The organism is Methylobacterium sp. CM6246, from assembly GCF_054818005.1.
Genome location: NZ_JBTXKY010000001.1, coordinates 5,978,398 through 5,996,860, shown reverse-complemented (window position 1 = coordinate 5,996,860; position 18,463 = coordinate 5,978,398). Strand labels below are relative to the sequence as shown.

Sequence of the window (18,463 nt, the reverse complement as noted above, 5' to 3'; positions counted from 1 at the left end):
AGGAAGTGACGGAATGAGCCTTTGGCACGCCCTCCTGCGAACCAAGGAGACCGGGTGGGTCATCCTGGTGCGCCTGCTGGTCGGCCTCGTGGTGTTCTTTCCGGAGGGCCTGCAGAAGCTGCTCTTTCCCGCGGTCCTGGGGGCCGGGCGCTTCGCCAAGATCGGCATCCCGTATCCGGACGCCATGGGACCCTTCGTCGGCGTTGTCGAGACCGTCTGCGGGCTTCTGATCATTGTCGGTCTGGCCACGCGCGCGGCAACGGTCCCGCTGCTGGTCGTGATGGCGGTGGCGCTCGTCTCCACCAAGGTTCCGATCCTGCTCGGGCATGACCTCGGGCCCTTCCATCTCTCGGCGGACATCAAGCGGGTCGGGTTCTGGAGCGCCCAGCACGAGGCGCGCGCCGACCTGACGATGACATTGGGGTTGCTGTTCCTGCTCATCGTGGGTGCCGGACGCTGGTCCTTGGATGCCGTCGTTGCCCGCTCCCTCTCGGCCCCCCCGGACCGAGGCCGCCCATGACCTACTCCCCGTCGTCCACGGAGGCCGGGCGGACTGAAACGGCTTCCGCAAACTCCCCCGGCTCCGTCGGCGAGGTGTTCTTCGCCTTCCTCAAGCTAGGCTTGACCTCGTTCGGCGGCCCGATTGCGCATCTCGGCTACTTCCGCGACGAGTTGGTCACCCGGCGGCGCTGGTTAGACGAACGCGCCTATGCCGACCTGGTGGCGCTCTGCCAGTTCCTGCCCGGGCCGGCCTCCAGCCAGGTAGGCTTCTCGCTCGGCGTGCTGCGGGGCGGCGGGCTTCTCGGCGGCCTCGCCGCCTGGTCGGGCTTTACCCTGCCGTCGGCCCTGCTGCTTTTGGCTTTCGCCTACGGCGCCAACGCGCTTTCGGGCCCAGTGGCCGAGGGCGTTATCCACGGCCTCAAGCTCGTCGCCGTCGCGGTGGTCGCACAGGCGGTCTGGGGCATGGCCCGCTCGTTGGCGCCGGACAGGCCGCGCGCCGGCATCGCGGTGGCGGCGCTGTTCCTCACCGTGTTCGTCGCAGGTTCGGTCGGGCAGCTTGGGGCCATCGTCGTCGGCGCCCTTGCCGGTCTCGTGCTCTGCCGGGCGGCGGCGCAGGGGCAGGACGGGCATCTCGCCTTCCCGGTCTCCCGGCGGGCCGGCGCGGCGGCCCTGGTCGCCTTCGTCCTGCTCCTTGTCGCCCCCCAACTGCTGGCCGCCGGCCTGCAGTCCCAGGCCTTGGCGCTGTTCGATGCCTGCTACCGTTCCGGTGCCCTGGTGTTCGGCGGCGGCCACGTGGTGCTGCCGCTGCTGCAGTCGGCGGTGGTCGCGACGGGCTGGGTCAGTCCCGGCACCTTCCTGGCCGGCTACGGGGCAGCACAGGCAGTGCCGGGCCCGCTTTTTACATTCGCGGCCTATCTTGGCGCCGTCGCGGGGCCAGCGCCCCACGGCGTGATCGGTTCGGCAATCGCGCTGGTCGCGATCTTTTTGCCGGGTGTGTTGCTGGTCTATGGCATGCTGCCCTACTGGGACGCGTTCCGGACGCGTCCGCTGGCCCAGGCAGCGATGCGCGGGACCAACGCGGCGGTGGTCGGAATCCTCGGTACCGCGCTCTATGATCCCGTCTGGACAAGCGCGGTTGGCAACCCGCGCGATTTCGCCGTGGCCGTGCTGGCCTTCGTGTTGCTCACGGTCGGCCGGGTGCCGCCGTGGATCGTCGTTGCACTCACGGCCGTGGGCGGCGTCGCCCTGGCCCTGCTCTGACCGGACCTGCCGCCATGCCTCAGTCAGCCTTGCTCGACCCGGCCGCCCTCGACCCCTCCTGGCTGGTGCTCGATGCCCGCACCGAGGACGATTACGGGCAAGGCCACTGGCAGGGTGCGGTGCGCGTGCCGGTCTCCGACTGGGAGGCGGCCGCCAAGCGGATGGACACCGACCTGTCCGAGGACGGGCACTGGCGCGCTCTGATCGGCAGCCTCGGGGTCGACGGTCGGCGGCCCGTGGCGGTCTACGACGACGGTCGGATGACCGAGGCCGCACGCGTGTGGTTCATCCTACAGCACTTCAGGGTGCCGGCCGCGGTGCTCGACGGCGGCTGGCCGGCCCTGGCCGCCCGGCCCGGCGCCCGTATGGACAGTACGCCGATGCTGCCGACACCGGCGACCCTTGATCCAGCGCCGACCAGCCACGGGCCTGTCGGCTTGGTCACCCGCCACGAGCTCCGGGACCGGCTCGACGGTGGCACACAGATCTTCGACGCCCGCACGGCCGCCGAGTTCACCGGCGACGACTTGCGCAAGAACGCGCGCGGGGGCCATCTACCCGGGGCGCGGCGCGTTGGCCATACCGACCTGCTGACGGCAGAAGGCCGCCTGAGGCCTGCCGCGGAACTGCGCGCCATGCTGGAGCGCGCCGGCTTCCGGCCGGGTGAGCGGATCGTCACCCACTGCGACGGCGGCGGGCGCGCGGCGCTCGCCGCCCTGGCCGCCGTGCAGGCCGGCTTCACCCAGGTGGACTCCTACTACCTCAGCTTCTCCGACTGGGCGGAGGACGAGAGCTGTCCCATCGTGAGGGATGGCGACGGTCACTGATGCGAGGTGCTGCCACTGTCGTGCTCCTCGCGCGGCAGCACCTCGTGGAACAACTCGCGCATGCGCTCGCGCGCCAGGGCGAGGGCATCGCAGCCCAACGGCGTCGCGCGGTAGATCCGCCGCTGGCTGCGGCCAGCCCGTTCTGTCCTTGAGGTCAAGTACCCCCGGCGCTCCATGGCGTGCAGCATCGGGTAGAGGGTCCCGGCGCTGAGTTTGTAGCCATGCCGGCCCAGCTCCTGGATCATCCACTGGCCGTAGAGGTCACCCTCGGCCGCGTGATGCAGGATGTGCAGCCGGACGAAGCCGGCCAAAAGGTCCTGGTGTTCCATACTCCTTTGTTGTGGAGCATGGGCGGGCCCTGCAAAAGGGAAAAACCGATGCCGAGATCCGGTGTTCGTAAGTGCATGGCAATAGGCCCGCTTATCGTAACTCCGGTCATTGCAAGGTGCAGGCCTGACGACCCGAGCAGGCGCGCGACCTAGCTGGTACCGTCCGCTTCTATGCTTTGGCGCTCAGAAGCAGACCGTCACGAACCCACCCACGGCGGCCGTAGGTCGTCCATCACGCTGCCAAGAAGCGGACTTCCCGAGGGTCTGTGAAGGGTCGGACGCAGCCCCTCGCGGCGGGTACCAAGCGTCAGATTTCGAACACTAGGCGGAGAGGAGGCCGGAACGTGAGTCGAACAGGTCTCCGGTTATTCTCCGGAAACTACGGCGTTCGGGGGCTCGAAAAGGCCTGCTACGGCAGGTTCGCGTAGGGGCAGCGCTGTACGGAGCGGGAACACCAATCCTTTACACGGAGAGGGTCGGCGGTTCGAGCCCGTCACCGCCCACCAGCGTCACCGGGCTCCTGAGTGATCGCGGCCCCGGCTGAGGCCCCCACCCCCGATTGACCGAGCCGCCCGGACGACCGCGGCAGCGTCGATGTGCGGGAACATATGACCCAGACCGGGCAGCAACTCGAAGGTCGCCCCCGGGATCATCCGGGCGGCGGTGGCCCCGTGCAGGTATGGGTTCACCACGATGTCGGCGCCGCCGCAGAGGATGCGGGTGGGAACCCGCAGGCTCGGGTAGCGCATCACACTGCGTGTCAGGGCCGGCCAGAGCCAGCCGGCATCCTCGCCCTCGGCGGTGATCTGCGCGGCCCGACTGGCCAGCGCGAACGGAAAGTCGGTGCGGAACCGCTGTGGCATCGCCTGGGGCAGGAACATCGCGTGCCACAGCAGCGGCAGCAGGGCCGGATCGCTCGAGGCGCTCAGGGCCCGGGTGACGAAATCCCCGCCGAACGGCAGCGCCCGCGGTCCGAACAGAATCTGTTCGAGGCGCACCTCCGGGAAGCAGATTGGGGCCAGGGAGACGATGCCGGCGATCTCGTCCGGGTAGAGCATCCCGTAGGAGAGGGCGATTGCGCCACCGAACGAGTGGCCTAGGATCACCGGCCGCTTCAGGCCCAGCCGCTGCATCGCGTCCCGGATCTGCCTGGCCTGATCCCAGATGTCGGCGCCGGATCCGCGCGGGCGCAGGCTGAACCCATGGCCGGGGCGGTCGACGGCGACCACGCGGAAATGCTGGGCGAGTGCCGGCACCGGGCCGAGCCACTGGTCTTCCAGGCACATCAGCGTGCCGTGGATCGCCACGAGGTCGGGGCCGCTGCCGATTTCGGCATACGCGATGGTTCGGTCGTCCGGGAGGCGCACGAACCGGCGTGGAACGATCCGGGGATCAGCCCGCTCGTCCGGCGACGGTAGGGCCGGGCCGGGGAGGGGGACCGCAGCCGGAGCCAATTACAGGCGCTTCCTGCGGCTGGGGGCCGATCCGAGCAGGGCCAGCGCCGCTACCGTGCCGACCCCGAGCAGACCGGCCGCCGTGGCCAGCGGGTGCAGGCTCGCCCGCGTGTAGGCGCTCGTGCGCATCACGTAGACCGGTGGGTCGCCGCGCGTGAGGCCGGCCGAGACCGGCGCGTGCAGGGCGCCGGACGGGTCACGGGGCGGGATGCCGCGCTTCTGCATCGCGACGATCGTCGGGGCCATGTAATCGTAGGCGCCCGGGGCGAATTCCTTGCCGGCCACGAACGCCTTGCCGGCACCGCCGACGAAGATGTCGCGCTGCGGGTGCACGGCCGCGTGCAGGATCGCGTTCGCGACCTCCTCGGGCGGGTAGATCGGCGGCGGCAGGCTCGGCTCCCGGTCCATGTAGTTGCGCGCGCGCTGGGGCAGGGGGGTGTCGATCGAGGCCGGCTTGATCAGCGTCACCGAGATCGGCGCGTCCTCGACCATGAGCTCCATGCGCAGGGCGTCGGTGAAGCCCTTCACGGCATGCTTGGAGGCCGCGTACATGCCCTGGAACGGGAAGGCGAGATCGGACGCGATGCTGCCGACGTTGATCAGTGCGCCGCCCTGCTTGTTCAGGTGCTCCACGGCGACCAGGGACCCGTAGACGGTGCCCCAGAGATTGGTCTGGATCAGGCGTTGATGGTCTTCGTCGCTGATCTCGCGAAGGCGGCCGTAGATCGACCCGCCCGCGACGTTCACCCAGGTGTCGAAGCCGCCGAACGTCGCGATCGCCTGATCGGCGATCGCCTGGACTTCGGCCCGGTTGCCGACATCGGCGACGACGTGGAGCGCCTTGCCGCCGACGCCCTCGATCTCCGCCTGGATCCGGGCCAAGGCCTCGCCGCTGCGGGCGGCCAGCACGACCCGGGCACCGCCCTCGGCCGCCATCCGGGCGGTCGCGAGGCCGATGCCGGACGATGCGCCGGTGATCACCACGACCTGCTCGCTGAGCGGCTTGTGCTTCATCGCTCTTCCCCACATCTGCGATCCGCGCGACCGGCCATGTAGCGCCGGCGCGGTCACGCGCATGAGGTTAGTCGCCCGGCGGTGCGTACGGTTCCGGCTTGGCCGGAGGTGATCGCGTCGCAGGCCTCGCCGTCGCCCGGTCGATTTGGTGCCGATCCTGCAGGGATCGCGTGCGGCGCTCCGGGGTAGTCCTCGGCGCGGGCATCCTTATCTCTCTCCGGACCATGACATCCTCAGCGACAGCCTGCCCGACCCCCGACGACGCGCAGCCGACTCCGCGCCGGATCCCCTCGGTGGAACGTCTGGTCGGCGCCGCCTCGGAGGAGCTGCTCGCCGCCTACGGGCGCACGGCCGTCACGGCGGGCGTGCGGGTCGTCCTCGCCGGGATCCGCGCGGAGGGAGGCGCCGTGCCGGACGAGGCGGCGATCCGTGAGGCGGTCGCGCGAAATCTTGCGGCCGAGCGGCGCGCGTCCCTGCGGCCGGTCTTCAACCTCACCGGCACGGTTCTGCACACCAATCTCGGCCGGGCGCTCCTGCCGCGCTCCGCCGCCGAGGCCGTGGCCGCCGTGATGGTGCAGGCGAGCAACCTCGAATTCGATCTCGCCACCGGGACCCGGGGCGAGCGCGACGACCACGTCGAGGATTTGATCTGCCGCCTGACCGGGGCCGAGGCCGCTGTGGTCGTCAACAACAACGCCGCCGCGGTCCTGCTGGTGCTGAACGCCTTGGCGATGCGCAAGGAGGTGGTGGTCTCGCGCGGCGAGCTGGTGGAGATCGGCGGCTCGTTCCGGGTGCCCGACGTGATGGTCCGTGCCGGGTGCCGCCTGCGCGAGGTCGGCACCACCAACCGGACCCATCTGAGCGACTTCGCCGAAGCCCTGGGCCCGCGCACCGGCCTGGTCATGAAGGTGCATCCGAGCAACTACGCGATCACCGGCTTCACCGCCGAGGCGGATCCGGTCGCGCTCCACGCCCTCTGCCGGGAACAGGGCGTGCCGCTGGCGGAGGATCTCGGCAGCGGCAGCCTCGTCGACCTCGCGGCCTACGGCCTGCCCCCCGAGCCCACCGTCCGGGCCGCGTTGGCGCGCGCCGACGTCGTGACCTTCAGCGGCGACAAGCTGCTCGGCGCCGTCCAATGCGGGATCGTGGCCGGACGGAAGGACCTGATCGCCCGGGTGCGCAAGAACCCGCTGAAGCGGGCGCTGCGGGTGGACAAGATGACCTACGCGGCCCTGGAGGCGGTCCTGCGGCTCTACCTGCATCCCGAGCGGCTGGCCGAGGAACTGCCGACCCTGCGGCTGCTCACCCGACCGCGCGCGGCGATCGACGCGCAGGCCCGGGCCCTCGCGCCGGCGGTTGCCGAGCGGCTGTCCGGCTGGGCCACGGTCTCGGTCGATGCGTGCATCAGCCAGATCGGGTCCGGAGCGCTGCCGGTGGAGACCTTGCCCAGCGCCGCCCTGGTGCTGGTGCCGGATGGTGCGGGCGGGCGCCGCGGCGCCGGAGGGCGCTGCAAGCGCCTCGCCGAGCGCCTGCGCGCCTTGCCGGTGCCGGTGATCGGCCGCATCAGCGGCGATGCCGTCGTGCTCGACCTGCGGACCCTCGAGGACGAGGCCGGGCTGCTGAACAGCCTATCGAACATGTCATCGTCAGGTGACGGAGCGTCGGGCGTCCGGAGTTGTTGAGAAACCGGGCGTGGAGCGGGAGCTTGCACGCACGCTGAGCGTGTTATGCTAGAAGGGCCAACCCGCGGTCGCGGTGCGAGACAAGCGGCACCCGGACCGCGATGGGCGAGCAACATGTCGTATTCTGTGGACACGATCGAGGCGGAGCAGGCAACAGATCCGCTCCTGCTCGATAACCAGCTTTGCTACGCGCTCTACGCGGCCGCGCACCGGATGACGAAGTCTTACCGGCCGCTTCTGGAGCGGCTCGGCCTGACCTATCCGCAATATCTCGTGCTGCTGGTGCTGTGGGAGCAGGACGGCGTGACGGTCTCGGAGATCGGCCGGCGGCTGCGGCTCGATTCCGGCACGCTGACTCCGGTTCTGAAACGCCTGGAGAGCGCGGGCTTCCTGGCTCGGACGCGGCGTCAATCCGACGAGCGCGAGGTCGAGATCGCCCTGACGCCCCGGGGCGCTGCGCTCCGTTCGGAGGCGGTCACGGTGCGCGAGAGCGTGATGTGTCAGCTGGACCTCAGCGAGCCCGAGATCCGCGCCTTGCGCAGGGATCTCGGCGCCCTGATCGAGCGTCTGAGCGTCAACGACTGACGCGCTCACCGGCGGAGGCGGTTGCCCAGCACGAAGCCGTAGAGACCCATCAGGATGATCCCGGCCGCGCCTTCGAGGCCGACGAGCAGGTTGGTCACCCGTCCGGTCGGCTTCAGGCCGATCTCCGGTGGGTTGGCCGTCATCATGTTGAGCGCGCTGTAGCTCATCAGATCGATCGGGTTGTAGGTCGGTCCCGCCTCGGGACCCTCCAGCACGATCAGGCCGCCGGTCAGGCCATAGAGGCCCGCAAATACGACGATCAGGAGCGCGAAGGCCCGGGCGATGCGCGACAGGCTCTCGCCGTAATCGCACAGCCACTCGACGAAGCGGTCTGCGGTCCAGCGGTAGCCGTGGCGCAGGATGCCAGCCCCGTCCCGCTCGGCCCAGGCGGCGCGTGCCTGTTGCCCGGCATGGACACGGCCCATGCGGCGACCGCGCTTGTAGGCCCAGCTGGCCGCATCGTGGCTGCCGATGCTCTTCCAGTTCTGCTCCAGGGCGAGGTAGCTCGCCTGCGCCAGCTCGTAGGCGCCCGCCACCTCCTCGCCGACTGCACCGCCGAGCTGCTCGACGCTCATCCGGGTGCCGTTGAGCCAAGCGCCCGCGAAGCGTGCGTGCCGCAGCCGGCAGGTGGCGAGGTTGAGCCGGACGAGATCGGTGTCCGAAAGGTCGGCGCCGGATAGGTCTGCGCCGTCCAGCTTCGCCCCGGTGAACTTGGCGCCGCGCAGGCGCGATCCCGCCAGCGTCGCCTTGGCCAGGCTGGCGCCCTCGAAATCCGCGTGGGTGAGGTTGGCGTCGGCGAGCTTGGCCTCGTCGAGCCGCGCGTTGCGGAACACCGTGTCGTCCGCGTCGGCACCGGAAAAGTCGGCGCCCCAGAGGTCGGCATCCGTGAAGTTGGCCCCGTCGAGGAGTGCCCCCGACAGGTCCGCGAAGCGCATCGCCGCCTGCCCGAAGCGGGCATCCTCCAGCATGGCGGCGGACAGCTTGACCTGGCCCGCCACGATGCCGGCGAAATCCGCGCCCGAGAGGTCGGCCTCGGACAGGTCGGCCTCCTCCAGGATCGCCCCGACGAAGCGGGTCGACCGCCCGACCGCCCCGGTGAGGCTCGCCCGGCGCAGGTTCGCGCCGGACAGGTCGGCCTCCTCCATCCGGGCGCGGGACAAATCCGACCCCGCCAAGGACAGGCCGCCGGATTCAGGGTCGGCCCTTGCCGCATCCAGTTCGGTCAGCGCCCGCGCGCCGGCGTCGACATGCGCGAGATCGAGGCCCGGCTCGCACACGGGCGTGCCGGAGGCGATCAGGTCCAGGAGACCGCGCAGGCGCGGCTCCACGTTTCGGGGCGTGACCTGATCCATCCCGGCTCTTTGCCGGAGAGAACGGCGGCGCGCCAGATCCCCGCGGGCTCAGGTCGTCGGCATCGCAGCGCTGACCCGCACCGTGATGGCCTTGGCGGCCGGCGTCTTGGACTGCTCGTCGTGATGCCACAGGGGCAACAGCACGTTCAGTTCCGGATAATAGCCGCCGCAATTCCCCTGGGGGATATCGTAGGCGATAACCCGCAGGCCGCCGACGCGGCGCTCGACCTGGTCGCCGGCCACCGCTTCGACATCGACGGAGCCGCCATCCTTCAGCCCGAGCCGGGCGATGTCGGCCCGGTTCATGAACAGGATGTCGCGGGTGCCCTTCACGCCGCGGAAGCGGTCGTCGTACCCGTAGACCGTGGTGTTGAACTGGTCGTTCGAGCGCAACGTGATCAGGTCGAGCACGTCGGGCCCATGCTTCGGCAGGTCGGGATCGGCCTCCAGCCCCGCGGGGACGGCGAAATTCGCCTTGCCGGTCTCGGTCTCCCACTTCCGGTCGCGGGCGCCCAGCGGCTTGGTGATCCCGCCGGGCCGGAACATCTGCCCGTTCAAGTCGTGGAACACCTTGGGGTAGGTCGCCTCGATGGCGTCGCGCACCCGGCCGTAATCGGCGACCCACGCATCCCAGTCGATCCGCGGGTTCGGCGGCACCGTCGCCTTGGCGATCTCGGCGACGATCCAGGGCTCGGAGCGCACCTCCGGGCCGACCGGGTCAGACACGCCCCGGGAGCCGTGGAAGCGCGCGGTCGAATCCTCCATCGAGACCGCCTGTGGGCCGGTCGCCTGCTGGTCGATCTCGATGCGGCCGAGGCACGGGAGGATGTAGGCCACGTCCCCGTTCACCAGGTGCGAGCGGTTCAGCTTGGTCGAGATCTGAACGGTGAGGCGCTGTCGGCGCCAAGCAGGCTCCATCCGCCCGGTATCGGGGATCGCCCGCAGGAAGTTGCCGCCGAGGCTGACGAAGGCTCGGACGCTGCCGTCCAGGATGCCCTCGCAGGTCTCGACGGTGTTCAGGCCCTTCTCCCGCGGGGGCTCGAAGTCGTACAGCTCTTTGAGCCTGTCGAGCGGCGCCAGCTCCGGCTTCTCGGTAATCCCGACCGTGCGCTGGCCCTGCACGTTCGAGTGGCCGCGCACCGGGCAGATCCCGGCCCCGGGCTTGCCGATATTGCCGCGCAGGAGCAGCAGGTTCACCAGCATCCGCACCGTCTCGGTGCCCTTGCGGTGCTGGGTCAGCCCCATCCCGTAGATGCCGATCACCGCCTTGGCGCGGGCGTAGGCCCCGGCCGCGGCTTCGAGGGCCGGGCGCGTGAGACCGGAGCGACGCTCGATCGCGGCCCAATCCTCCCGATCGCAGAACGCCACGAACTCCGCGAAGCCGTGGGTGTGCTCGGCGATGAAGGCGTGGTCGAGAATGGCGGGTCGGCCCGATGCGGTGGCCTCCCGGTCCATCGCGAGCAGGGACTTGCACAGGCCGGTCAGCGCCGCGAGGTCGCCCCCGGCCTTCACCTGGTGATACTGCGTCGAGATCTTGGTCGCCGAGCGCGTCAGCATCTCCACCGGCGATTGCGGGTTGGTGAAGCGCTCGAGCCCGCGCTCGCGCAGCGGGTTGAAGGTGATGATCTGCGCGCCCCGACGCCGGGCTTCCTGGAGCGGGTGGAGCATCCGGGGCGCGTTCGAGCCGACATTCTGGCCGAAGAAGAAGATCAGGTCGGTGGTCTCGAAATCCTCCAGCAGCACCGTGCCGACTGGCGCGCCGATCGATTGCGGTAGCGCCACCGAGGTCGGCTCGTGGCACATGTTGGACGAGTCGGGCAGGTTGTTGTTGCCGTAGAGCCGGGCGAACAGCGCCCACATGTAGCTCGTTTCGAGCGAGGCCCGCCCGGAGGCGTAGAACACCGCCGATGTCGGATCCTCGTCGCGCAGCGCCTTCAGCTCCCGTCCGATCTCCGCGAAGGCCTCCGTCCACGGGACGGGCCGGTACCGGTCGGTCTCGGGATCGTAGCGCATCGGATGGGTGAGGCGGCCCTGCTCCTCCAGGGCATAGTCGCTCCAGCCGAGCAGCTCGGTGACGGTGTGGGCGGCGAAAAAGTCCGGGGTCGCCCGGCGACGGGTCTGTTCCCAAGCCGTCGCCTTGGCGCCGTTCTCGCAATACTCGAAGGCCAGGGGCTTGGCCGGCTTCGCCCAGGCGCAGGACGTGCACATGTAGCCGTCCGGCTTGTTGTGCTTGAGCAGCATCGCCGAGCCGGTGACCGGTACGCCCTCGCGGGTCAGGATCTCCACGAGGGAGCGGGCGGAGCCCCAGCCGCCTGCCGGGCCGTCGTAGGGTTCGATCCGTACGTCGCCGGTGTTCTGGTCGGTCATGCCGTCCTCCTCCCGGCACGCCAGCGTCCGGACCGAGGGGAACGCGCGAGGATGCGGGTCGGATCACGGGCGCGTCACCGCGGCGTCGATCGGCTTCCGTCCCGGGTCCCGCGGCGCTACCCTGGGCCGGCGAAAGACTCGTCCCAGGAGAATTTGATGGCCAGCGTCGACGTTGAGATGGTGAAATGCGCCTGTCAGGACTGCGTGTGCGTGGTCCAATTGACCAAGGCGGTGTCGCGGGACGGCAAGGCCTATTGCTGTGACGAGTGCGCCGACGGCCACAAGGATCACGCCGGCTGCGAGCATGCCGGCTGCGCCTGCCACGGCTGAGCCGCTCGCCTCCGCGCGGACGGGACCACCGCCGCGCAACGCTTCGGGGCGCGGTCCCTAATCCGATGCGCCCGCTGTCCGCCGAACCGGTATCCGCTCCGGCGGACAGAGATCCACCCCGTCAGGAAACGGCCGCGAGCTTGTCGGCCATGGACTGCTCCTTGTCCCGGCGGGTCGAGAAGATCAGCGTGAAGAAGGTCCGCTCGACGCCGAGTTCGGCGAGCCTGGCCTCGCAGCGTTCCGCCAGCGCGCAGACCTCCGATAGCTCGGCTTCGATATTGGTGCCGTTGGGGTGCATCGTGGCGGTCAGGCCGCTCGCCTCGATGATCGCCTTGATCTCACGCACGTAAGGCGAGACCGACGGACCGACGCCCATCGGCACGATGCACAGGTCGGCGGATACCTTCATGGCGATGCTTTCCAAAGGTCGGAGCGCTCCGGATCGCGGGACGCGGCCGGGTGGCGGGCGCGTACGATATCACGAAGACGGCGCCCGACCGGGCGGACGGTGCGGCCAGGCCGCCACGCCGTATCCCGGGGCGGCGTAAGCGGGCGCGTTGCATGAAGGACTGAGAGCCGTCCCCGATTGCACCGCGATCGGGAGCAGCTCTAAGGGCGGCCGTCGCGTTCGTGAGACATCTGCTTGGGGTGTGACGTCGACCAAGCCAGGGGTGGCGACGGCGGGTTGGTCTCGAAGATCGTGCGTCCTGCCAAGGCGTTGACGATGACACCGCTGCGCCAGGCCATGAGGCTGAGCTGCGGCTCCGCGATGCCGTGGCTCACGAGGCCGCCGTTGAGGACGAAGAGCCGGTGGCCCGCCGGACCGTCCCAGATCGCGGCGAAGTCGGAACCGATCTCGGGCCGGCCGTCCGCGTCGAGGACGAGGCGGTCCCGCAGCGGATCGAGGCAGGCTGGCAGCGCGTATCGGTAGCCGGTGGCCAGGATGACGAAATCGGCATGCGCAACCTCGATGCCTCCGTCGAAGCCGTTGCGCATGATGAGACGGTAGCCGCCGACCCGGTCGACATCGAGCACGGTGCGGTGCGGCAGCAGGCTCGTGGCGAGGGGGGTCTCGGCGAGGTGCCGCAGGTTGTAGAGGCGCCGATAGATCGCCTGCAGGGTCGCGCCCGAGATGCCGTCGCCGGCGAGCTTCTGGCGTGCCACCGTGGAGCGGCGGCGGGCATCCGGCAGGGTGTGGAAGCTCTCGACGTAGCCGGGCGTGAACAGCTCGTTCGTGAACGGGGTTGCGTCGATCGGCTGGAAATTCGGGCGGCGGCTGATCCAGGTAACGGCGGCCGGCGCGTCCGATCCCCGGTTCAACAGGTTCAGCACGATCTCGGCGCCGCTCTGCCCGCCGCCGATCACCGCCACCCGCCGGCCTGCGAACCGATCGAGGGCGAAGGCGACCTGAGAGCTGTGGACGTGGTCGCGCGGGTCGAGCTTCTCCGCAAAGGCGGGCAGGCTCGGCTGCAGTCCGACGCCGAGGGCCAGGTTGCGCGCCCGCACGGTCCCCCGGTCGCCGTCGAGGCGAAAGTCGCGTCCTTCGAAGCGGACCTCACGGATCGCGGTGCCGAAGCTCAGGCTCGGCAGCCGGGCCGCGACCCAGGCGAGGTACTGCGCGAATTCCCGGCGCGGCACCGCCTCGAACTCGGCGTTGAGGAACTCGTAGAAGCGTTTCTGGGCCACGAGGTAGGCCAGGAAGCTCCAGGGACTCGTCGGGTTCACCGCCGTGACGAGGTCCTTGAGGAAGGAGGTCTGCAGCGCGACGTCCGGAAGCATCATGCCCGGGTGCCAGTCGAAGGCCGGTGCGCGGTCGAAGAACTGCGCGTCGAGGTCGCCGACCGCGTCGAGCTGCGCCGCGAGGCTCAGATTGAACGGGCCGATTCCGATGCCGGCGAGGTCGAGGGGGTGGTCGCTCATGATGCGCGGGCTCCTGCCTGTATGCCTGCCCTGTCGTCGTGCCCGGTACCGGCCTCCCGGGGGATGGAGGCCTCCGCGCGATGGAGCGGGTTGATCAGCGGACTGCCGAGCCGCGGCACCGGTCGCAGATTGGAATCGCCGTAGCCGAGGCTGAGCCGGACGCGGTTGATGCAGATCCGCGGCACGGTCGGCGCGAACAGCTCGAACTGGCGGAACCGGTCGGCGAGGTCGGGGTGCCGTGCATGGTAGCGGCGCAAAACCCGCGCGAGCGCTCCGTAGAAGGCGGCCTCGGGAAGGCCGTCGCTGCGCAGAAGCGCATCCGAGACGAAGCGCAGCAGACTGGCGAAATGGCCGGTCTGCAGGTGCTGCAGCAGGTGCGCGGCCGGCCGCCGCAGAAGGGTCTCGCGCACGCCTTCCGGCAGGTCTGCGGCCTCGGGGAAGTCTTGGTCCACGAGATCGGCGTCCCCCTGGAAGTCCTTCAGGGCGACGCCACAGGGCACGCCGCCCTCCAGGATCAGCGTCACGTTCTGGCCGTGGGCGATGAAGCCGACGCCGTAGCGGCAGAGGAAGTGGTAGAGCGGGACGGCCACGTGATCGAACAGCCGCTCCAGCCACGCCTCCGGGGCGAGGCCGGAGCGGGCGATCAGGCTGGACACGAGCGGGCGGCCCGCGGCATCCGCCTTCAGCAGCGCGCCCATCATGAGGGCGGATCGGCCGGGTCCGAGGCGGCCGGCAATGCCCTCCCGCCAGATCACGCCCAGCATCTCACGGTACTGGTAGGGCGCATCCGCGATCCGCTCGTAGACGGGGTGCGGATAGAAGGCGCCTGCGCGTTCCCGCAGGATCACGGTGCCGGCGAGCGCCGGATCGCGCGCGGCCTTGTCCGCCAGCCAGGTTGAGAAGGCCGGCCCGATATCCATGTACTTGCCCGGCACGCCCCGCCAGGCGGAGGTGTTGAGGATCGTGAGCGCCAGTTTCACGTCCAGGCGGCCGTCTGCATCCGCGCAGGCGAGCGTCCGCAGCGATTGCTGGGGCCGGTAGCCGCGGCCGAAGGTCCCCAGGGGAACGAGGCGCCCGGCCGCGATCTCGCCTGCGAAATGCAGGGCGATCTTGTTGTCCCACTGCCAGGGATGGACCGGCACGAGCAGATGGGTCGCGGGATCGGCCCCGCGTGCGGCGCAGGCCTGCGCCAGGCGCGCCCGTTCCGGCCCGTCGAGGGCGTCGGCCAGGAGGTCCGCCTCGGCGAGGCCGGGCTCCAGGCTGAGGCGGCAGGCGGTCCGGTCCGCCGCGACCCAAAACAACTGGATCTCGGGTTGGAATTCCGGCGCGTAGGCCTCGTAGTCGGCCAGACCCCAGCCGATCCGCCCCTTGCTGGCGGGGGCCTTCGGGTGGCCGTCGAGATAGGCCTGCAGGACCCGGTCGCTCAGAGCGAGGAGATCCGGCCCGGTCATGTCCCGGCCGATCGCCGCGATGCGGGTATCGGCCGTGAGGGTGCTCAGCACTTCCGCCGCATAGGCGCAGAGGGTGGCGGGCTCGATCTCCAGCGTCCGGCTCGCATCCACCAGGAACCCGGCCGCGTCGTCGGCCGGGGTCACCCGGGTGCCCGCGATGCGGAACAGGCTGGCCGGATCGATCGCGAGGTTGCCCCAGATCCGGCGCTCGGCCGCGAAGCGGTAGGCGATCCCGCCGTCGAGGCGCAGCAGCCACTGCGTTCCGGCCCGGTCCGTCGGCTCGGGTGTGAACGCCTCCTCGAACGCCAGTTCGGAGATCGTCTTCGCGATGAGCGCACGATTGAGATCGAGCCAGAACGGCGCCGTCACGGCCGCGCCGCTCGGCAACGGTCCGACGCTCACAGGGGAACCTCGCGGAAGAAGCGCTCGCGCTCGCAGCAGACCAGGGCCGCGCGCTTGTGGGGGAAGTCGAACTCCTTCAGCGTCTCGTAGGCCGCATCCCCGCAATAGCTCAGCATCTTGCGATGCGTGGCCCGCGGCTCGCCCATGATCCGCCCGGTACGGGGCTCGTCGAGGAAGAGGTAGTGCGTGATGGCCCTGAACCAGGCGAGGGTCTTCGGCCTTCCCAGGTGCGCGACATTGCCGATCAGCCCGTGCCAGCCGCGGTCGAAATCCTCGGCGTCGTAATAGGGCCCGAGCCGATCCTCCTTGGCCCAATAGAACTCGAAATAGCCGACCGGCACGTCGTCGAAGCTGCCGATCACCCCGAACAGGTGCGGGTCGTCCTCCTGGTCGGCGAGGTAGCGGTCCAGGTCCGCCTCGCTCTGCGCGAGTTCCCAGTAATAGGCGACGCGCTTCTGGTTCATCCAGCCATGGAACAGGCCGAGATCGTGCCGCCGGTCGATGGCGCGAAGCGACAGGGTCGTGCCGAGATGCGGCAGCCAGCGCCGGTAGAACGAGCCGTTCGGCTGCGGCGGTCGCAGGGGTGGCAGCCGATCCTGCGGCCCGATCTGAGAGCGGATCAGCGGGTAGGCGGCCCGCGTTCCGGCCGTCAGCCAGAGCAGGGGGAGCTGGTAGAAGGACGCTCGCTCCACGACCGCGTCGGGCGCGGCCGGATCACCCTCAGTCGTCGCCGCCAGGGCGCGCAGGGACGCCGCGTTGCCGAGGCCGGCGACACGCAGAAGCCCGGCCTCCGGGCACCGCTGGAACGCGGCCTCGACCAGGGCCGCCACCACCGGAGCGTCGGCGGGATGACGGCCGACCGAGCCGTTGAGCGCCAGGAAGGCTTCGTCCGCATCGTCGCGCAGTTCAGCCTCCGCGATCCGGTTGTCGCTGCGCGATACGAGCAGCCGGGCCGTGCCGGCATCGGACGGCAGGCTTTCGATCACGAGATCGTCGCCGGTGGCGGCCCAGTGGCGGCTCGTCCCGGTCCAGCCGTTCAGCGCCGTCCCGGTTGCGGCTTCGATGCGGGCACGCACCGTCATGGCTTGGCGCCTGCCCGGGCGGACGGAGCCGCGAGCGGGTTCGGAAGGTCCACGTAGCTCGCCAGAGGGTCGGTCACGTCGGTGTTCTCATTGAGGTTGCGGAAGCAGATCTGGAAGTTGCCCTTGCTGCCCAGGGCCGGGGCATCGAGCAGCAGGCGCAGGCAGGTCTTGTCCCGGAGATCCTTCCCCGCGAGCGCTTCGATGAAGCGGCGCATGGCCCCGGTGAGGGCGTCCTCCGGCGCTAGTCCGGCAATGCCGATGGCTCCGATGACGGCGAAGACGCTGTTGACCACGAGGTAGTAGGCCATGATCCGCGCAGCCTCCGCGGAGGTCAGGAGGTGCCCGGCCTCGAGGTCGAGCCCAGGGGCGGCCTCGCGGAGGGCCGGAAGGAATTCACGCACGAAACCCGTACCTTGGCAGTCGCGGAAGTAGGTTCTGACCGGCCAGCCATCCGCGAGTTCGAGGACCAGGTTCTGCTGGTGCGCGCCGAACAGCAGGCCGAGCGCGCACTGGATCTCGAGGATCGGCCCAACCGTGACGGCGAGGAAGCGCTCGAACCAGCGTAGGGCGACGGTCTCGACCGCGCCGGCTCCCTCTGCGCTCTCGCGGCCGGCGATGCGCAGGATCGTGTCGGCTAGCCCGCTGCCCCGCCCGTCGGGATAGATCTCGCAGAGAGCGGCCAGCACTGCGGCCGGCCGCTCGTCCGCCCCGCGGAACGGGTTATCGCGCAGCGCCACGAGCGTCTGCGGCAGCACGCCTCCATCGGCGCCACGCAGCGCGAGATAGGCCGGCTCGCCGAGGACGTGGAAGCACGGCCAGCGCGCGGCGATCTCGTCGCCGACCGGGCCGTTCAGCACCCCATCTACGACGAGGCCGCGCGCGCACTCGACGCTCTTGATGAGGCGCAGCGAGTTGGTGAGCCTGAGGCTCAGCGAATGCTTGAGCATGAAGCGCGCACCGGGTGCGTAGAGGCTGCGCAGCGATGTGGTCGCGTACCAGGGCCCGCCGGCATGGCCGTGGTCGCGCAGGCGGCCTGCGCGGAACAGGACGTCGATCTCGGGATCGAGCGCGAGCCGGGCGGCCTGCCAGGGATGGACCGGCAGGAGCACGCGGCCCTCGCACGCGGCAAGGATCGTCGGATCGAAGCCGGGATCCTCCGCGGCGAGGCCCGCGCAGAGGTCCGCCGCGCTCATAGCCCGCGAGGAACCCTGGACGACCGCCTCCGGCGCGGCCGACCACCAGCGCAAGGGAAAGCCCCGACCGTATTCCGGCGCGAAGGCGCGGGAATCGGCCAGCGTGAACTCGTCCCGGCTGCGCGGGGTCGGGTGCACGGAATGGCCGAACCGGAGCGCGCGCTCGGCTTCGCGGAAGCTCGGGTCGCGGCTCAGGAAGATGCCCGGTGCCGGGGCGCGGACGAGGATGTCCTCGATGGTGGCGAGGCTCTGAAAAAGGCGTCGCAGGAAGGTCGGCGCGGCCTGCGGGGCGGCCGGTCCGACGATGGCCGGTTCGTTCGCGACCGCTGCCGCGAACGCTGCGAAGGCCATGATGCGGGGCGGCTCGCCCGTGCGCAGCTCGCGAAACGGCAGCCTGAACATGTGCTGGCCGACGGACGAGACATGGGTGACCGCGATCTCGATCACTGAAGCCCGGCTCGGCAGCGGAATGCGCACCGTGCGACGCGTCGGATCGTCCTCGCGCGGCTCGGCGATCGCCAGAGTCCAGCCGGCCCATTCTCGCATCAGGCAGTTCAGGAAGCTGCGCGCCGATACCTGAGAAGCAACGTCGGCACATGAGATGTCGGCTTCAACCATACGACCCTCTTCATCTCGCGGAATTGGCAATATGCAAAAGCAAAACGAGATGCAATGGTCAATCAATACTATAGAATTGTTTTAAAAATACGATTT

At 70.0% G+C, this 18,463-nt stretch carries 16 protein-coding genes; 6 read left to right on the top strand and 10 right to left on the bottom strand.

The window, feature by feature from the left end:
• Window positions 1–13 precede the first annotated feature (13 nt).
• From ACYQPG_RS28935 to ACYQPG_RS28925, 3 genes are read left to right on the top strand one after another with little or no spacing between them, the layout of a single operon-like run.
• Window positions 14–520, top strand: coding sequence for a DoxX family protein (locus tag ACYQPG_RS28935; RefSeq protein WP_461232279.1), 507 nt, complete (start codon window positions 14–16; stop codon window positions 518–520).
• A complete protein-coding gene (chrA, locus tag ACYQPG_RS28930; protein ID WP_461232278.1) occupies window positions 517–1,761 on the top strand; it encodes a chromate efflux transporter in 1,245 nt (414 codons plus the stop codon). The genes ACYQPG_RS28935 and chrA overlap by 4 nt, the downstream gene beginning before the upstream one ends.
• 14 nt (window positions 1,762–1,775) lie before the next feature.
• Window positions 1,776–2,588 (top strand): sulfurtransferase, encoded by an 813-nt coding sequence (locus ACYQPG_RS28925; RefSeq protein ID WP_461232277.1) that lies wholly within the window; start codon window positions 1,776–1,778, stop codon window positions 2,586–2,588.
• On the opposite strand, the gene ACYQPG_RS28920 is transcribed toward ACYQPG_RS28925, so the two are convergent.
• The 3 genes from ACYQPG_RS28920 to ACYQPG_RS28910 form a co-directional block, all read right to left on the bottom strand.
• Window positions 2,582–2,917 carry a PadR family transcriptional regulator gene (locus ACYQPG_RS28920; protein ID WP_461232276.1) on the bottom strand — a complete coding sequence of 112 codons (336 nt, stop codon included), beginning with the start codon at window positions 2,915–2,917 and terminating at the stop codon, window positions 2,582–2,584. The genes ACYQPG_RS28925 and ACYQPG_RS28920 overlap by 7 nt on opposite strands.
• A gap of 509 nt (window positions 2,918–3,426) precedes the next feature.
• The gene (locus tag ACYQPG_RS28915) at window positions 3,427–4,371 is read right to left on the bottom strand and encodes an alpha/beta fold hydrolase (RefSeq protein WP_461232275.1); all 945 of its coding nucleotides are present in this window, start codon (window positions 4,369–4,371) and stop codon (window positions 3,427–3,429) included.
• Entirely contained in the window at window positions 4,372–5,385 is a 1,014-nt protein-coding gene (locus ACYQPG_RS28910) for an SDR family oxidoreductase (protein ID WP_461232274.1), read from the bottom strand.
• Between the two features lie 224 nt (window positions 5,386–5,609).
• Here ACYQPG_RS28910 and selA point away from each other — a divergent pair, with 224 nt between their 5' ends.
• Together selA and ACYQPG_RS28900 are read left to right on the top strand one after the other, a co-directional pair.
• Window positions 5,610–7,067, top strand: coding sequence for an L-seryl-tRNA(Sec) selenium transferase (gene selA / locus ACYQPG_RS28905; protein WP_461232273.1), 1,458 nt, complete (start codon window positions 5,610–5,612; stop codon window positions 7,065–7,067).
• A gap of 114 nt (window positions 7,068–7,181) precedes the next feature.
• Window positions 7,182–7,652 carry a MarR family winged helix-turn-helix transcriptional regulator gene (locus ACYQPG_RS28900; protein ID WP_147907162.1) on the top strand — a complete coding sequence of 157 codons (471 nt, stop codon included), beginning with the start codon at window positions 7,182–7,184 and terminating at the stop codon, window positions 7,650–7,652.
• Window positions 7,653–7,657: 5 nt separating this feature from the next.
• Here the strand turns inward: ACYQPG_RS28900 and ACYQPG_RS28895 are convergent, their stop codons facing one another.
• On the bottom strand, window positions 7,658–9,004 hold the full coding sequence (locus ACYQPG_RS28895) for a pentapeptide repeat-containing protein (RefSeq protein ID WP_419830831.1): 1,347 nt from the start codon (window positions 9,002–9,004) through the stop codon (window positions 7,658–7,660).
• Between the two features lie 48 nt (window positions 9,005–9,052).
• Complete coding sequence (locus ACYQPG_RS28890) at window positions 9,053–11,371, bottom strand: FdhF/YdeP family oxidoreductase (RefSeq protein ID WP_461232272.1); 2,319 nt, start codon at window positions 11,369–11,371, stop codon at window positions 9,053–9,055.
• Between the two features lie 156 nt (window positions 11,372–11,527).
• Between ACYQPG_RS28890 and ACYQPG_RS28885 the strand changes: the two genes are divergently transcribed.
• Window positions 11,528–11,701 (top strand): metallothionein, encoded by a 174-nt coding sequence (locus tag ACYQPG_RS28885; RefSeq protein WP_147907165.1) that lies wholly within the window; start codon window positions 11,528–11,530, stop codon window positions 11,699–11,701.
• Window positions 11,702–11,822: 121 nt separating this feature from the next.
• On the opposite strand, the gene ACYQPG_RS28880 is transcribed toward ACYQPG_RS28885, so the two are convergent.
• The 5 genes from ACYQPG_RS28880 to ACYQPG_RS28860 form a co-directional block, all read right to left on the bottom strand.
• Window positions 11,823–12,110: an MTH1187 family thiamine-binding protein gene (locus ACYQPG_RS28880; RefSeq protein ID WP_092043425.1), complete on the bottom strand. Its 288-nt coding sequence runs from the start codon at window positions 12,108–12,110 to the stop codon at window positions 11,823–11,825.
• 200 nt (window positions 12,111–12,310) lie between these two features.
• A complete protein-coding gene (locus ACYQPG_RS28875; RefSeq protein WP_461232270.1) occupies window positions 12,311–13,621 on the bottom strand; it encodes a lysine N(6)-hydroxylase/L-ornithine N(5)-oxygenase family protein in 1,311 nt (436 codons plus the stop codon).
• Window positions 13,618–15,474, bottom strand: a complete 1,857-nt coding sequence (locus ACYQPG_RS28870) for an IucA/IucC family protein (RefSeq protein ID WP_461232269.1) — start codon at window positions 15,472–15,474, stop codon at window positions 13,618–13,620. Before ACYQPG_RS28870 ends, ACYQPG_RS28875 begins: the two co-directional genes overlap by 4 nt.
• Window positions 15,471–16,556 (bottom strand): GNAT family N-acetyltransferase, encoded by a 1,086-nt coding sequence (locus ACYQPG_RS28865; RefSeq protein WP_461232268.1) that lies wholly within the window; start codon window positions 16,554–16,556, stop codon window positions 15,471–15,473. Before ACYQPG_RS28865 ends, ACYQPG_RS28870 begins: the two co-directional genes overlap by 4 nt.
• Entirely contained in the window at window positions 16,553–18,295 is a 1,743-nt protein-coding gene (locus tag ACYQPG_RS28860; RefSeq protein WP_461232267.1) for an IucA/IucC family protein, read from the bottom strand. Before ACYQPG_RS28860 ends, ACYQPG_RS28865 begins: the two co-directional genes overlap by 4 nt.
• Window positions 18,296–18,463 lie beyond the last annotated feature (168 nt).

Coding starts and splice junctions, on each gene's coding strand:
- ACYQPG_RS28860 (WP_461232267.1), bottom strand. CDS start 18,295: ATGCGAGAATGGGCCGGCTGGACTCTGGCGATCGCCGAGCCGCGCGAG.
- ACYQPG_RS28885 (WP_147907165.1), top strand. CDS start 11,528: ATGGCCAGCGTCGACGTTGAGATGGTGAAATGCGCCTGTCAGGACTGC.
- chrA (WP_461232278.1), top strand. CDS start 517: ATGACCTACTCCCCGTCGTCCACGGAGGCCGGGCGGACTGAAACGGCT.
- ACYQPG_RS28865 (WP_461232268.1), bottom strand. CDS start 16,556: ATGACGGTGCGTGCCCGCATCGAAGCCGCAACCGGGACGGCGCTGAAC.
- ACYQPG_RS28890 (WP_461232272.1), bottom strand. CDS start 11,371: ATGACCGACCAGAACACCGGCGACGTACGGATCGAACCCTACGACGGC.
- ACYQPG_RS28875 (WP_461232270.1), bottom strand. CDS start 13,621: ATGAGCGACCACCCCCTCGACCTCGCCGGCATCGGAATCGGCCCGTTC.
- ACYQPG_RS28920 (WP_461232276.1), bottom strand. CDS start 2,917: ATGGAACACCAGGACCTTTTGGCCGGCTTCGTCCGGCTGCACATCCTG.
- ACYQPG_RS28935 (WP_461232279.1), top strand. CDS start 14: ATGAGCCTTTGGCACGCCCTCCTGCGAACCAAGGAGACCGGGTGGGTC.
- selA (WP_461232273.1), top strand. CDS start 5,610: ATGACATCCTCAGCGACAGCCTGCCCGACCCCCGACGACGCGCAGCCG.
- ACYQPG_RS28925 (WP_461232277.1), top strand. CDS start 1,776: ATGCCTCAGTCAGCCTTGCTCGACCCGGCCGCCCTCGACCCCTCCTGG.
- ACYQPG_RS28895 (WP_419830831.1), bottom strand. CDS start 9,004: ATGGATCAGGTCACGCCCCGAAACGTGGAGCCGCGCCTGCGCGGTCTC.
- ACYQPG_RS28880 (WP_092043425.1), bottom strand. CDS start 12,110: ATGAAGGTATCCGCCGACCTGTGCATCGTGCCGATGGGCGTCGGTCCG.
- ACYQPG_RS28900 (WP_147907162.1), top strand. CDS start 7,182: ATGTCGTATTCTGTGGACACGATCGAGGCGGAGCAGGCAACAGATCCG.
- ACYQPG_RS28910 (WP_461232274.1), bottom strand. CDS start 5,385: ATGAAGCACAAGCCGCTCAGCGAGCAGGTCGTGGTGATCACCGGCGCA.